Origin of the sequence: Acinetobacter oleivorans DR1 (assembly GCF_000196795.1) — a bacterium.
Classification (GTDB): Bacteria; Pseudomonadota; Gammaproteobacteria; order Pseudomonadales; family Moraxellaceae; genus Acinetobacter; species Acinetobacter oleivorans.
Genome location: NC_014259.1, coordinates 3,530,263 through 3,545,540, shown reverse-complemented (window position 1 = coordinate 3,545,540; position 15,278 = coordinate 3,530,263). Strand labels below are relative to the sequence as shown.

Sequence of the window (15,278 nt, the reverse complement as noted above, 5' to 3'; positions counted from 1 at the left end):
ACCACCTACCTGTGGCGTTCAGAGATACTAATCGGCGTACCTTAAAAGTTTTGTTTATGTTATGTAATAACGTATCTTTTTTCCAGAGGTACCTGCTTGGGAGTAAAAAGATGCTCATCAAAAGAGTGATTAAAAATAGTGAAATTTAAATTATTGATATCATTATAAATAAATAATTAACCAGAGCTTAAATTTGAATATTTTGCTTCAACATTTGCGAATATACTCAAAATCTAAGTCTCTGATTTAAAATGCCACATTTTCTTACAATTTAAGAAGCGCTCACAGACTTAAGCTTGCTGCTCTTTTAAATATTCCTCGGTACGAACTAGAGCTGCTTGCATGTTGCTAATAGCCTGTTCTACATCACCTAAAGTTTTTGCATTTCCGCCACTTAGCGCTTGGCGCCACTTTCGAGCACCTGGCAAGTTTTGGAATAGACCTAAGATATGACGCGTAATGATTGAAAGAGGAGCACCTTCAGCCATACGTTGTTCAATATAAGGCAGCATTTGTTCCATAATATCGAATCGATCTGGTGCTTCTAAATTCCAAAGCTGACCCATTTCCGCGAGTAAGTAAGGATTGTGGTAGGCTTCACGACCAATCATGACACCATCAACATGCTGTAAATGTGCTTGAGTTTCAGCAAACGTTTTAATTCCGCCATTAATTTCAATGGTGAGATGTGGACGCTCTTGTTTTAAACGATAAACATCTTCATAGCGCAAAGGTGGAACTTCACGGTTTTCTTTCGGAGATAGACCTTTCAAAATAGCGATACGAGCATGTACAACGAAGTAAGTACAACCTGTTGCCGCAACAGTATCTACGAAATGAAGCATCTCTTCGTAAGATTGCATGTCATCGATACCAATACGGTGTTTCACTGTTACAGGAATCTTTACTGCCTTTTGCATGGTATGAATGCATTCGGCAACCAAGTCTGGTTCTGCCATTAAACATGCGCCGATTTTATTATTCTGTACACGATCACTTGGGCAGCCTACATTGAGGTTAACTTCATCGTAACCCCAGTCTTCGGCCATTTTTGTGCAGGTCGCAAGCTCTTGCGGATTTGAGCCGCCAAGTTGCAATACGATAGGGTGTTCTTGTGCGCTGTAGTCCAAATGACGTTTTGCATCGCCAAAAAGAATCGCACCTGTGGTCACCATTTCTGTGTAGAGCACAACATTTGGGTTAAACAAGCGTGCAAAGAATCGATAATCCTTTGTAGTCCAGTCCATCATGGGTGCGACAGAAATACGAGGTTGTAACGATTGAAGTGATTGCATAACCAATAGCCCAAAAGTCGCTAAATTAATGAAAGGGCAGCATTATACGAGGTTTATGCTTGAATCGACAGAGGCATTTAACCGAGTAATTTATAACCACCCTTGTGTTGAATATAGGAAGATGATTTATAACAAGTTACCTTATTGGGAAACCATTTTCTTTTTTTGTAAGATCGTATCGAACGTGCTAAATAAAATACAAAGAACAACTAACCCAATACCTGCAAGGCAAGTCATGGTCCATCCACCACGGTTCCATGCAAAAATTCCTAATGCCGAACCGCCTGCACCGCCAATAAAGTAAGTCGTCATATAAATGGCATTAATACGAGACTTTGCATCTGGTCGTAAACGGAAAATAATACTTTGGTTACTGGTGTGTACGAGCGCGAGTGCTAATTGAATTAAAGCAAAACCAATAACATAACTAGAAAGTAGAGTTTGTCCGAAGTAGAAACAAACCCAACTTGCTAAGAACAGCCCGCAGCCCATCCATGTCAGTAAGCCAGTATGGCCTTGATCTGCATATTTACCAATGTAACGTGTTGATAAAGCACCGAAGATACCCACTAAAGGCACTAGTCCGATAAATAGATCAGGTAAATGATGTGCTGAGGTAAGGAGTAATGCGATAGTGGAATATAAGATACTTACTGCTGCAAAGGCGAAAGCACCTGTAAGTGCTCTTAATAATAATCGCTTTTCCTGCTGTAAAAGTTGAGCCATGGAAACAAAGATTTGCCCATAGTTCATTTTCATACGTAAGACATAAGGTAAGCGGCTTTTTAAGGTAAAAGCCAGCAGAAGCATTAATACTCCACTTACCACATAAACCACTTTCCAGTGGAAAAGATTAGAAAATAAGCCTGCCAGACTGGTAGAAAGTAAAATTCCGACCAATAAACCACTCATTAAAAAACCAATGATTTCGCCAGTTTTCTCGGGTTTTACAGTCATTGTGGCAAGAGGAATAAGTACTTGAGCTGCAACAGAAAACAAGCCCGCTAAAATTGTACCAATCCATAGCATAGGCAAATTCACAGCAAAAGCAGAAGTAAATAGGCCAATTGCACAAAGCACCATTAAAAATGGAATGGCCTTAGCTTTATTAACGATGTCACCCATTGGAACAATAAAGAGTAAACCGAGGGCATAAGACACCTGAGCAAATGTCACGGTTAATGCTGCTTGTGCTTGAGTTACAGCAAACTCTTGTTGAATCGAGTGAATTAGCGGCTGACAATAGTAATTCACACCTGCACATAAGCCACATGCTGCTGCCATCAACCAAAGCAAAGGTTTATTCTGACTGATATCTTCAGGGGTAGACATGATGTTCTCTCGATTTTATTAGGTGTATGCGGTTGCTTCGACTTCAATGAGCATATGCTCTAGTGCAAGGCGTGGTACGGGAATGAGTGTACAGGCTGGAAAAGGATGATTTTTCCATAAATTCTGCATAATTTTAATCAAAATTTGGTGTTTTTCATCTGAGTGGTCAACAACTAAAACTCTTAACACTGCAATGTTACTAAGCTCTGCATTGGCGGCTTTTAAAGCATGTTGAATGTTATTAATGGCTTGGATAACTTGTTCTTCAAAATTTGGGCTTAATTCACCTTTTGAGTTTTCGCCTCCTTGACCTGCAATATGAATAATCTTTTTAAAATTTTCTACTACAGCCACATGACTATAAGCATTTGGGGTAGGGTCATATAAAGTTGATGGATTTATGACTTTAAAAGTTTCTTTATTCATGGAACTCAACTGTTCATTAAAATTTAGATGAGTATCCAACCTCAACTTAAGTTGAGGTCAAGAGAATTTAATGTTTTAGCCTTTTCTTTCTGAGTGTAATCATCATCACACCAATAATATTGAGAAGGCAACCGACCCATTGCCACATATTTAAACGTTCATTTAAAAAAGCAACGGCAAGTAAAATCGTTAAAACTGGTCCAATTGAAGCAATCATTGCAGATTGAGAGGCGCCTAATCGTTCAATGCTTTGCATGAGCATAACGGTGGGTAACACAGTAACTAAAAAGCCTAAGCCAATGCCGTACCAAATCACACTAGAGGGTAGCTGTAATAGAAGTTGAATCGGGTGAGGTGTGCTGAGTGCATAGTGCGTTAATGTACCGATACAAGCCACAGTTAAGGCTAAGCCTGTGAAATTCCAAGAACCAAATTTCTTAATTAATGGTGGGGTTAGTAATAAATAGCCTGCAAAAGCTACGGCACTTGCAAATACTAAACTTGTACCTAGCCAGAAGTTGCCCTGAATTGGTGCGTTGTTGTGCTCTTGAAGCATGACCAGCACGGTTCCACCATAACTAAGAAAAATGGCAAATAAACTTTTTACATCTAATTTTTGTTTGTAGAGTAAGCTTGAGACGATGACTGTAAGGGTGGGATATAAAAATAGAATAATTCGTTCTAGAGAGGCACTAATAAACATGAGCCCCATAAAATCGAGCCAACTAGCAAAGTAGTAGCCTAATAGACCGGCAAAAATTAAAATTAGCCAATCCTTCTTTTTTATGCCCTGATTATGATGCCTGTTAAACCAACAAATAAGTAGAAAGAACGGTAAAGCGCTTAACATGCGTAAAGCCATCAGGACTGTGGCATCTACTAATGGAGAAAGGGCATAAGTCTGTTTAATAAAGATTGCTTTGGTACTGAATAGAAAAGCAGAGCAAAGAGCAAAAAAAGACCCGATTTGAAACGAAGAAAACGAAATTTTCATATACAAGACTGTATAAGAGAGACTATTGTCTATAAAAAAAGAAAAATTTTCCTATGTTACACCTCAAATCAAATTTCGTGAATCATCAGTTCAAAATATGGGTATTTATTAAATAAATAGTGGGTGGTATTTTAAAAAAGTTCAATTAGAATCCAAATTCTGTACAAAGAATACACATGGGGGAAACATTGCAGCTTGCAATGTTTTTGACAATGAGAAATTAGCTTGAGGAACGCTCATGCAGATCGGAATCCCAACCGAAACTGTCGTCGGTGAAAATCGTGTAGCTGCTACGCCAGAGACAGTAAAGAAGTTGATTAGCGCTGGTCATAGCGTTGTGATTGAACGTGGTGCTGGTGTAAAGGCCGCGTACATTGACAGTGCTTATGAACAGGTCGGTGCAACCATTACGGATGATGCCTATACGGGTAGTCAAATTATTTTGAAAGTTCGCGCGCCACAAGGCGGGGAAATTCAAAAACTTGCAGCAAATACTGCTGTTGTAGCAATGTTTGATCCTTATCGTAATACCGAGCTAGATCAGTTTGCGAATCAGCAAGTTTCTGCTTTTGCTCTGGAATTGCTTCCTCGTACGCTTTCTCGTGCGCAGAATATGGACGTATTGTCTTCTCAGGCAAACCTTTCTGGTTATAAATCAGTTTTGCTTGCTGCTGCTGAATATCAGCGCATGTTCCCAATGCTTATGACTGCTGCTGGTACTGTAAAACCTGCTCGTGTTGTGATTATGGGTGTGGGCGTTGCAGGTCTTCAGGCAATTGCAACCGCAAAGCGTTTAGGCGCAATTGTTGAGGCGACCGATTTACGTCCTACAGCAAAAGATCAGGTTGAATCTTTGGGTGGTAAGTGGTTAGACGTACCAATGTCTGAAGAAGAACAACAACGTGCAGCGGATGCCGCTAAAAATGGTTATGGATGGATGCCAGGTGAGCAATACATCAAAGACCAAGCTGCGATTGTTGATAAGGCTGTTTCTAACGCTGACATCGTGATTACTACTGCGCTCTTGCCGGGTCGTGATGCACCACGTCTGATTAAGGCTGAAACTGTTGCCAAGATGAAACCGGGTTCTGTCATTTTAGATATGGCTGTTGAAACTGGCGGTAACGTTGAAGGCTCTAAAGTGGGCGAGACTGTTTTTACAGAAAATGGCGTGAAAATTTTGGGTATCCCAAATATTCCGGCAACTGTAGCGACAGAAGCTTCAGCGCTATATGCACGTAACGTTTTTAATTTCGTAGAGACTTTATTCGACAAAGAGAAAAACTTTGCGATTAATCAAGAAGACGAAATCCAAAAAGCCCTATTGGTCACTCATGGCGGTCAAGTACTGCTTAAGCGTGGTTAAGGAGATTTCTCATGGTTGAAACTATTACAATTTTCGTCCTTGCCATCTTCGTAGGTTATTACGTAGTTTGGGGTGTTACACCAGCTTTACATACGCCGCTTATGGCTGTAACCAATGCATTGTCATCTATTATTGTAGTGGGTGCGATGTTGCAAACTGTGGGTCTACCTATTTTGGGTGTAGATGCTAACGTTGCATTTCAAAGTGTAAATGTGGTGAGCGTACTTGGTGCGATTGCAGTATTTTTGGCAAGCATTAATATTTTCGGTGGCTTTGCAGTAACTGCACGCATGCTGGAAATGTTCAAGCCTAAGCAAAAGAAATAAGAGGGCTTTGATATGGAATTTATTCAAGCAAATGCGAACTGGTTGTACCTTGTAGGTGCAATTCTCTTTATCTTGACGCTTCGTGGCTTGTCTGGCCCTAAAACAGCAATTCAAGGTAACCGTTACGGTATGATCGCGATGGCGATTGCAGTTGTAACGACTTTCTTTGTTGCGAATAACCCAGTGATCTGGATGATTGTTGGTGCAATGGTGCTTGGTGCAATCGTAGGTATTGCACGTGCTCGTACTGTACCAATGACGCAAATGCCGGAAACTGTTGCACTTATGCACTCTTTGGTTGGTTTGGCAGCTGTTTTAATTGCAATTGCTGCAATTTTACATAACAACCAATTAACTGAATTGTTTGCACAAAATGAAGCAGCTTTAACGGCAGCTGGTGTGCAACATGTGCACATGAGCAAAGTTCACTTATTTGAATTGTTTGTTGGTTGTTTCGTTGGTGCGATTACCTTTACTGCATCTGTGTTTGCGTACGGTAAATTGGCTGCGAAAAAATGGGCTAAAACAATTTCTGGTGCATGGGTTAAACCTGTTCAAGCGCTTATCTTTATTGCGATGTTGGCTTGTGGATTTTACTTCTTCACGACTGGCAACATGACTGCTTTCTGGGCAATGACAGCTCTTGCGCTTGCATTTGGCTGGGTATGGATTGCACCGGTCGGTGGTGGTGATATGCCTGTAGTAGTATCGCTTCTTAACTCATTCTCTGGTTGGGCTGCGGCAGGTATTGGTTTTACACTTGAAAACAACATGTTGATCGTTGCGGGTTCTCTCGTAGGTTCATCTGGTGCGATTCTGTCGTACATCATGTGTAAAGCAATGAACCGTTCGATCATCAATGTATTGTTTGGTGGTGCAATGGGCGGTGCAGCGGTTGCTACTGCTGCCAAAGGTGAGCAAGTTCAACGTAACCATCGTTCTGGTTCTGCTGATGATGCTGGCTTCTTGATGTCAAATGCTGACAGTGTTGTAATTGTACCTGGTTATGGTATGGCGCAAGGTCGTGCACAAAATGCTGTAAAAGAATTGTGTGAAATTCTAAAAGAGCAAGGTGTTCGCGTTCGTTTCGCAATCCATCCTGTTGCTGGTCGTATGCCTGGTCACATGAACGTATTGCTTGCAGAAGCAGACGTGGCGTATGAAGATATCTTGGAAATGGATGAGATTAACTCAGACTTCCCTGCAACAGACGTAGTACTTGTAATTGGTGCAAACGACGTTGTAAATCCTGCTGCGAAAGATGATCCAAGCTCGCCGATTTATGGTATGCCGATTCTTGAAGCTCATAAAGCGCGTACAATCATGGTGATTAAGCGTTCCATGGCAACAGGTTATGCTGGTCTAGACAACGATTTGTTCTATAACGAAAAAACAATGATGATCTTTGGTGATGCTAAAAAAGTTGTTGAAGATATGACAAAAGCAATCAATGGTGGTGGTCACTAATCTGACCCCAATCAGGATTGTAAAAGCCACCTTCGGGTGGCTTTTTTTATTTGGCTTATTTGTTTAAAGAAATTTTTCTACGAGGTTTAGAGATTGTTGATAGAGGTCGCGTGCCAGTTGCTGATTTTTGGCATGTGATGATTTCCAGTCTGGCATATGTGCGCTGACATATTCGCCATTACGGTTTTGCCATGCATCTCCAGTTGCCATTTCTGTAATGAGATTTGCTGGAACTGAGGTTGGCACTAATCCTAATTTCATGGCTGCATAAACCGGTTTTGGTAAGTCACGATAAATATCGGAAGCAACACCGCCGGGGTGTAATGCATTATTAGTAATTGTACTTCCAGATAGCTGTTCTGCTAATGCATTGCTGAATAATAAATTTGCAAGCTTCGATTGCCCATAATAGAACAGGGGATTGTAAAAACCTTCTGCACGAAACTTGTTGGGTTTAATTGAGCCCACCCAGTGAGCAATAGATGCAAGATGAATAATACGAGCTTTTGGAGATTGTTTTAAAACTGGAAGTAATTTTTGAGTAAGTAAAAAATGACCTAAATAGTTAACCCCAAATTGTTGTTCAAAGCCTTCATGGGTCAATTGTTTGGTTTTGGCAAATAAGCCTGCATTATTAATGAGTACGTCAAGGCTGCCATAGCGATCAGCAATTTCATCTGCTGCTTTTTGGGTTAACTCAAGGCTGTTTAAGTCGAGGGAAACTAAATCGACTTGGCCTTGATTAAGTGAAAGTAGTTTGTTCTGCGCATCTTGGGCTTTTTGTGGATTTCGGCACGCTAGAATGACATGTTGCCCTTGTTTAACGAGTTGTTCTGCTGTGGCAAAGCCAATGCCCGTATTGGCGCCTGTAATTAATATCTTCACTTTCTGTACTCCGGTTATGCTATTTATTGGTGAGAACTTTCAGAAAATATATAGTGCTTTAAATCTGACAATTTGTCATGTCAAATTTGGTTGTAAGTGATGATTGGTGTTTGTGGGGGAGGTGATGGGATATTTGAAATGGTTAAAATCTTTGTTTAGTAAATAAAAAAGCGGCTCAAAAGAGCCGCTTTTTTTAAAAGCAAAATTTTAAGCAACCGACTCTGGAGCGGTACGCCATAAGCTTTCTAAATCATAAAATTTACGAGCTGTTGGTAGCATCACATGTACTACAACAAAGCCGAGATCAATTAAGATCCATTCTGCATCTCGTTCACCTTCAACGCCAATCGGGCGGAAACCGGCTTTTCGAGCTTCTTCTGCAACATTGTCTGCAAGTGCTTTCACATGGCGAGTAGAAGTACCGCTCGCAATTACAATAGCATCAGCGACATTGCTAATTGAGCTAACATCTAACTGGAGAATATCTTTTGCTTTTACATCAACTAAAGCGTCGTGGACGACTTTGAGACAAGTTTGTACGTCTTTATTTGAGGTATTCATTGCGAAATCGTGAGAATTAGACACGCTGGGCGATGGTTCTAAATTCATATAGGGTATATTTTCCTGACAATTACTCACTATCTAATATAGTGGTTTTCGCGCTAAATTTCAAACAAAACTCGTAACAGTTTATATATTTACATCATCCGAAAAATACTTTTTCTTCCATGTAAATGACTGATTTGAAGTATTTTCAGGCTTATATTCTGCTGCAATATAGTTTTGATAAGAACTTTGTTTTAACCAAGAAAAAATTTGTTCATAAGGAATTTCAGCTGTATCTGGCTCATGACGGCCCGGACAGTCCGCAAATTGAATGTGTCCAATTGAGTTAATATTCTCTTGTAAACCCTCAAGAACGTCTTCGCCCATCATTGCCATATGATAGCAGTCATATTGCATTTTTAGAGTAGGGTCGTTGACCGCTTCTAGCATTTCTTGTGCCTGCGCAATATTTTGTACTAAAAAGCGGGGCATATCTGTACCGTTAATCATTTCAAAAATGGGTTCTATATCGTGTTCACTGAGTAAGTTGCACGCAAGTTTTAAATTAGCTGCTAAGGTTTTTAAACAAGGAAGTAAGTCCGCATCGAGCGGTTGTTTACCCGCTAAAATATTAACACGAGGAACCTTTAATGCTGTGGCATAGCTAATGGCTAATTCTAATGCTTCATGGAAAGCTATTTCTTGGCCGGGAATGCCTGCTAAACCGTTTCCGCCTTGCATAAGGTCACCCGCCGGCACATTGATTAGACAGAGACTCAGATTATAGCGTTCGAGTTGAGTTTGAATATCTGCAATAGTCAATTCATAAGGGAATTGAATTTCGACATGTTCAAAGCCCTGTGCATGGGCTAGAGCGAAGCGTTCAATTAAAGGAACTTCGGTAAAAATCATGGATAAATTGACTGCAAGACGACCCATACTCAAACTCCGTTTATTTTTGCTCTACTAATTGAATCATAGTAGCTAAATCTTTCTCAGCAAAGCCATTTTTTTGGTGAGTTTGTAGCTGTAATAGAGCTTTTTGTGCAACTGGGATGTCTAAATTAACATTGTTAGCCAATGTTACTGCATTATTAAGATCCTTAGATAATGTTTGAACTTTCCACTGAACTGGCTCAAAGGTATGAGTTGCCATACGTGGAGTTAGAATTTGAAAAGGTTTAGAGTCCGCAAATCCGCCTGCTAAAGCTGGAGCGAGTAAAGTCGTATCTACACCAGCTCGGTCTGCAAGCGCGACAGCTTCAGCAATAAGGGCGCTGTTGGCTGCAACAATCAGTTGATTACAAATTTTGGTAGCTTGGCCAGTTCCTGTATCGCCCATTCGAGTTACACGTTGAGATAGAACATTATAAACAGGCGTTAGTTCTGTAATCGTTTGAGCATTACCGCCTGCAAAAATCACAAGTGTGCCTTGTTCTGCTCCTGCTGTTCCACCTGATACAGGTGAATCAATCCAAATAACGTCATGTGTGGCAGCTGCTTGAGCAAGTGTTTTTGTTGCAGCAACAGATAAGCTTGAGAAATCCACAATAACTTGCTCAGCTTTTAAGTTAGGCTGAATTTTTTCAAATACTGCCTCTACGGCTTTATCATCTGCTAGACAGATTAAAATAATAGGATAGTCACCAATATTTGAAAGTTCTAAAGGTAGGGCGCCGATATCAATCAGTTCTTCACAGGCAGAAAAGGTTCGATTCCAAACCGAAACTTGAAAGCCGGCTTGAATAAGGCGGGTTGCCATCCGACTTCCCATAAGCCCCATACCTAAAAAAGCAATAGGGGTATTACGATCAAAATTCATAATCTAAGCTCTTTATTTATATTGGCGTGGTAAAAAATTAACTTCCGGATGTTTGTCTTTTTTACGAGCAAGTTTGCTATTTTTACCAAGTAATAATTTAAGTTGCCAGATTTTTTCTAGACGCAATGATTTTTCTGGTTGATGCTCCATTGCATCAAGTACACGTTTTGCCGCTGTGAGGGCATCAGGTGAGCGCTGCAACATTTCAGCTGCAATCTCATGTGCTTTCTCTAGAGGTGAGTCACTTAAATGAGTCACAAGACCGATTTCTTTTGCATAATTCCCGTCAAAAACACGAGCAGTTAAGGTGAGTTCTTTTGCAAGGTCAACGCTAATTAAGCCTTTTAACGAGCGAGTAAGCCCCATATCAGGGACTAAACCCCAACGGCTTTCCATAATCGACATTTTTGTTTCTGGGTGAGAAATTCGAATGTCGGAAGCCAAGGCAAGTTGCATCCCCGCACCGAAGCAATATCCTTCTAATGCAGCAATAACTGGTACAGGTAAATTCTGCCAAGTCAGAAATGCTTTTTGAAAAAGGCTTTGTCCGGGTTTTACAAGTTCCCAAATGGCAAAAGCAGAGTTTTTCGGATTGTTTAGGTCGGATAAATCAATTCCAGCACTAAACACATTCCCTTCACCTGTCAAAATAACACAGCGAATATCTCTATCCTTTTTAATTGCTTTTGCAGTTGAAACTAACTCTTTTAATAAGGCAAAACTCATCGCATTGCGTTTGTCTGGACGGTTTAAATATACCGTTGCAATGCCATTATTTTTTTCAATACGTAAGAGTGCCATGAGATTCCCGCTTCTTTTTTTATAGATGAACGGAGCATAACATGGCTGTAATTTGGAAACATGACAGTCCAGTCATGCCTCTTTGATAGAGATGTTAGTCAGGAATCACCAAGATTTGATGGGCTGCACTTTCTACCTCTTTAACGACAAGACCGAGTTCATCAAAGCGCTGCATCACTTCTTCAATGAAGCCTTCATCTGCTATACGGCGTTCTTTACGTAGCGTTGAAATAAACTGCTCAAAGTCACCAGTCACTTGTTGTAGTTTCGGGGCGCCTACATAGCGAGTAGCACCATAGAGGCGATGTAAAACATGCTCAAGTTGAGGGAAGTCTTCAAGCTCAATGAGCTGTTGCATTTCATCAAGCTCAGTTGGAAAACTATCAACTAACATTTTAAGTAGATCTTGCGCTAAGTCTTCTTTATTTGCTGCAAGCTGCAAACTTTGTTGCCAGTTTAAAATTTGTGGATCTAAAGCTTCTGCGACTACATGATGGTCTTTATCTAAGGCTTTTGCTGTAAAGTTGTTTTTAGTCCATTGCGTTAAGATCTGAATGATTTGCTCCATTTGAATTGGCTTGGTGACATAGTCATTCATGCCTACTTTAAGGAGTTTTTGCTTTTCATCGGCAAGTGCGTGGGCGGTGAGCGCAATAATTGGAAGTTGCATTTCTCCGTCTAGTGTCGACTCTAAAGAACGAATAGCACGAGTGGTATCAATGCCTGACATGACAGGCATTTGAATGTCCATAAACACTAAATCAAATGGTTTAAGTTTTTGGTCAATTCGCTCTTGGATCAGGTTGAGAGCTTCTTGGCCACTGAGAGCTTTAGTTGTTTTAACGTTGAGTTCACCGAGTAAGGCCTCTAAAACAATTAAGTTGGGGAGGTGGTCATCCACTGCCAGAATGTGTAGACCCTGACCATTAAAGTCTTGTTGTTCCTCTTCAAAAATAGGTTGGTCATTTAATAATTGAATGAGTCCGCTTCGACTTAATGGTTGATAGAGAGGACGAGCGCGGTATTCATTGAGCATGTTTGGCTCAAGCGTCATTTGATAGCCATAGACGGCTAAATTGCCTTGATAACGGCTACGGATTTCTTTTAATAACGCTTCAGTATCGCCGCTATGGTCAACAATGAGCCATGTATTATCTTTCTGATCAAGATGTTTTAAGCGGCTAAACAAGTCCAGAATCGATTGGGTTTCGATATGAGGAACATGGTAGTTTTCAAGGTAGTAACGTAAAACACTTGCTGTAGCAGGGTGCGCAAGATAAGACACCACTTGTAAATGCTCAAAGTGCGGGTGTTCGATTTCGTAATCTTCATCTATCACAAATTGTGCGGTAAACCAGAAGGTTGAACCTTTTTCTGTTGGAGCACGTTCTTGGTTATCTTCAAAACCAATTTGACCATGCATGAGATGAACAAGCTGTTTAGAAATAGCTAAACCTAAACCTGTACCACCAAATTGACGTGTAACTGAGGCATCGCCTTGCGAGAATGATTCAAATAATTTTTTACGGTCTGTGCCACTTAAACCAATACCACTATCTTGAACACTGAAATGAAGCAGACATTGCCCAATATCATCATGTTCCATACGAACACGAACAATAATTTCCCCATCAGGAGTGAACTTGATCGCATTAGAAATCAAGTTGGTCAAGATTTGCTTGAAGCGTAAAGCATCGCCAATCACTTCTTGTGGAATGTTATCCGCATAGTAAAAAGCCATGGCGATATGTTTTTGAGCAGCCAATGGAGATAGCATATCCATGACATCAAAAATTGCTTCTTCTAAATCAAAAGGTGCTGTTTCAAGTTCTAACTTACCCGCATCAATTTTCGAGAAATCTAATACATCGTTAATTAATGCCAATAAATGGGCAGATGACTTGCGAATGGTTTGTAAATAAAGATTTTGCTCATTATTTAAATTTTGTTGACGAAGCAATAAATGAATAAAGCCATCAATACTGTTTAGAGGTGTTCGAAGCTCATGACTAATATTTGCCAAGAAAACTGACTTCGCTTGGTTTGATGAAATCGCTTGGTCACGTGCTTGACGATAGGTAATGTTCTGGACTTCTAAGGTATCTAGTGTTCTGCGTAAGTCTTCTTCTGTTTGTTCAGTGTGTTCTTTTAATTCTAAAAAGCTAAAGTGTAATCGCTTAACAACATTTGCAATATCACGCTGTAATAAGCGTAGCTCCCCAGTACTGTTAATAACTAGGTGCTGATCTAAAGTATCGGCATTTAGGCGTTGTAACTGCATGCGAATTTCATACATCGGCGCAATCCAACGACGAGAGTAAAAATTCAAGCACAGTAAAAGTAATAATAGGGTCATTAATCCAGTAATGACGAGGGCAATCATAATGCGATAACGTGCCAACTCTAGAGGCTGGTTATCCATTTCAATCATTAACCAAACTGGGGCTTTTCCTGCTTTATTGCTAATTTGCAGTCCATAAATATTGTTGTGGTTATAAGAGATTGGACCGAAAAAACTATTATTACTAGGAAAGCTCGGCCAATAACGATTATCACGATAACCAATACTTAAATAAGTCTGTCCATTGTTATCAATTAATACCGCGCGTTTAAGATTTTTTTCGCTAAACATGCTTTGCATGATGTGCTGGGCATGATCGTATTCATCGGGCTCTAGTTCGACTAGCGTATATAGATCTTTCGCAATTTGATTGTAGCGAGCTAAAATTGCTGAGGCGTGATGTAGCTGTTGTTGTTTTACCGAATGTGACGTTTCAGTTAAAACCAGAAAAGCACCGACCCCTGTTAAAATCATAATCGGCACAAAAATTAGAGCAATCAATTGCCCATATGCATGATTCAGACGTAAGCGTTTCGATAAGGTTTTATTGAAATTAGACATGGCTACATCAGATTTATCTCTCTGTACGGCATCTTATCACGCTTTATTTTAAAACAGACGGCATTTTATAAATGACCGAGCTTTAATCGCTTTCATGAAAAAGCATATTGAAATGGGTGCAGTAGCGAGCATTTTTTCATACAATAGGCGCACCTCGATATAGGTATTGATCATGAGTAATACACAACCTGACTTTTTAGCCGACGAATTTTTGTTAGATCACTATGTAGGTAAGACACCTCTAGTTCGTTTGCAGCGATTAGCTTCTCATACGCAAGCGACGGTTTTAGCAAAATTAGAAGGTAATAATCCGGCAGGTTCTGTAAAAGACCGTCCTGCATATAACATGATTATGCAGGCAGAAAAACGTGGTCAAATTAAGCCAGGCGACACCTTGATTGAGGCAACCAGTGGGAACACAGGTATTGCTTTGGCAATGGTTGCTGCAATGCGTGGCTATAAAATGAAACTTATTATGCCGAACAACATGAGTCAGGAGCGTAAAGATGCGATGCTGGCTTATGGCGCAGAGCTGATTGAAGTAACGCCGCAGCAAGGTATGGAAGGTGCACGTGATTTAGCCTTGCAAATGGAAAAAGAAGGTAAGGGGCACGTTTTTAATCAGTTTGGTAATCCTGACAATGTTGAAGCTCATTACTTAACAACTGGTCCTGAAATTTGGAAACAAACAGGTGGGAAAATCACCCATTTTGTAAGCTCAATGGGTACGACTGGTACCATCATGGGTGTTTCTAAATATTTAAAAGAACAAAACCCAGATATTCAAATTATTGGTTTACAACCAGCAGATGGTTCAAGCATTGCTGGTATTCGCCGTTGGCCGAAAGAATATTTACCTACTATTTTTGATAGTAGCCGTGTGGATCGTACCATTGATATTCCACAAATTGATGCTGAAAAAACCATGCGTAAATTAGCGCGGATGGAAGGCATTAGTGCGGGTACATCTTCAGGCGGTGCGGTATGGGCATCTATCAAAATTGCAGAAGAAAATCCAGATGCTGTTATTGTTTGCATTATCTGTGACCGTGGCGACCGCTACTTGTCTACAGGATTGTTTTCAGTACAGGACGATAACTCATAATTGAGAGAAAT

At 40.3% G+C, this 15,278-nt stretch carries 14 protein-coding genes; 4 read left to right on the top strand and 10 right to left on the bottom strand.

The features are described 5' to 3' along the window. Window positions 1-290 precede the first annotated feature (290 nt). The 4 genes from dusA to AOLE_RS16655 all read right to left on the bottom strand — a co-directional run bounded on the left by dusA (window position 291) and on the right by AOLE_RS16655 (window position 4,047). Window positions 291-1,295 carry a tRNA dihydrouridine(20/20a) synthase DusA gene (gene dusA / locus AOLE_RS16670; protein ID WP_013198946.1) on the bottom strand — a complete coding sequence of 335 codons (1,005 nt, stop codon included), beginning with the start codon at window positions 1,293-1,295 and terminating at the stop codon, window positions 291-293. 141 nt (window positions 1,296-1,436) lie between these two features. Then, complete coding sequence (locus AOLE_RS16665) at window positions 1,437-2,627, bottom strand: MFS transporter (protein ID WP_013198945.1); 1,191 nt, start codon at window positions 2,625-2,627, stop codon at window positions 1,437-1,439. A gap of 18 nt (window positions 2,628-2,645) precedes the next feature. Then, a complete protein-coding gene (locus tag AOLE_RS16660) occupies window positions 2,646-3,053 on the bottom strand; it encodes a RidA family protein (protein ID WP_013198944.1) in 408 nt (135 codons plus the stop codon). Between the two features lie 67 nt (window positions 3,054-3,120). Then, the gene (locus AOLE_RS16655) at window positions 3,121-4,047 is read right to left on the bottom strand and encodes a DMT family transporter (protein ID WP_013198943.1); all 927 of its coding nucleotides are present in this window, start codon (window positions 4,045-4,047) and stop codon (window positions 3,121-3,123) included. Window positions 4,048-4,285: 238 nt separating this feature from the next. Here AOLE_RS16655 and AOLE_RS16650 point away from each other — a divergent pair, with 238 nt between their 5' ends. From AOLE_RS16650 to AOLE_RS16640, 3 genes are read left to right on the top strand one after another with little or no spacing between them, the layout of a single operon-like run. Then, window positions 4,286-5,413: a Re/Si-specific NAD(P)(+) transhydrogenase subunit alpha gene (locus AOLE_RS16650; RefSeq protein ID WP_004794594.1), complete on the top strand. Its 1,128-nt coding sequence runs from the start codon at window positions 4,286-4,288 to the stop codon at window positions 5,411-5,413. A gap of 11 nt (window positions 5,414-5,424) precedes the next feature. Continuing rightward, entirely contained in the window at window positions 5,425-5,739 is a 315-nt protein-coding gene (locus AOLE_RS16645; RefSeq protein WP_003654992.1) for a proton-translocating transhydrogenase family protein, read from the top strand. 12 nt (window positions 5,740-5,751) lie between these two features. Beyond that, window positions 5,752-7,206: an NAD(P)(+) transhydrogenase (Re/Si-specific) subunit beta gene (locus tag AOLE_RS16640; protein WP_004794591.1), complete on the top strand. Its 1,455-nt coding sequence runs from the start codon at window positions 5,752-5,754 to the stop codon at window positions 7,204-7,206. A gap of 63 nt (window positions 7,207-7,269) precedes the next feature. Here the strand turns inward: AOLE_RS16640 and AOLE_RS16635 are convergent, their stop codons facing one another. The 6 genes from AOLE_RS16635 to AOLE_RS16610 form a co-directional block, all read right to left on the bottom strand. Then, complete coding sequence (locus AOLE_RS16635; protein WP_013198942.1) at window positions 7,270-8,091, bottom strand: SDR family NAD(P)-dependent oxidoreductase; 822 nt, start codon at window positions 8,089-8,091, stop codon at window positions 7,270-7,272. Between the two features lie 207 nt (window positions 8,092-8,298). Further along, window positions 8,299-8,700: a ribosome silencing factor gene (gene rsfS, locus AOLE_RS16630; protein WP_004794586.1), complete on the bottom strand. Its 402-nt coding sequence runs from the start codon at window positions 8,698-8,700 to the stop codon at window positions 8,299-8,301. 81 nt (window positions 8,701-8,781) lie between these two features. Next, on the bottom strand, window positions 8,782-9,576 hold the full coding sequence (locus AOLE_RS16625; RefSeq protein ID WP_013198941.1) for a hydroxypyruvate isomerase family protein: 795 nt from the start codon (window positions 9,574-9,576) through the stop codon (window positions 8,782-8,784). Between the two features lie 13 nt (window positions 9,577-9,589). Further along, window positions 9,590-10,459 (bottom strand): NAD(P)-dependent oxidoreductase, encoded by an 870-nt coding sequence (locus AOLE_RS16620; protein WP_013198940.1) that lies wholly within the window; start codon window positions 10,457-10,459, stop codon window positions 9,590-9,592. A 12-nt stretch (window positions 10,460-10,471) separates the two neighbouring features. Then, entirely contained in the window at window positions 10,472-11,260 is a 789-nt protein-coding gene (locus AOLE_RS16615; RefSeq protein ID WP_013198939.1) for a crotonase/enoyl-CoA hydratase family protein, read from the bottom strand. 94 nt (window positions 11,261-11,354) lie between these two features. Next, window positions 11,355-14,162, bottom strand: coding sequence for a GacS-like sensor histidine kinase (locus tag AOLE_RS16610; RefSeq protein WP_013198938.1), 2,808 nt, complete (start codon window positions 14,160-14,162; stop codon window positions 11,355-11,357). 172 nt (window positions 14,163-14,334) lie between these two features. On the opposite strand from AOLE_RS16610, the gene cysM reads away from it, so the two are divergent. Continuing rightward, window positions 14,335-15,267 (top strand): cysteine synthase CysM, encoded by a 933-nt coding sequence (gene cysM / locus AOLE_RS16605; RefSeq protein WP_013198937.1) that lies wholly within the window; start codon window positions 14,335-14,337, stop codon window positions 15,265-15,267. Window positions 15,268-15,278 lie beyond the last annotated feature (11 nt).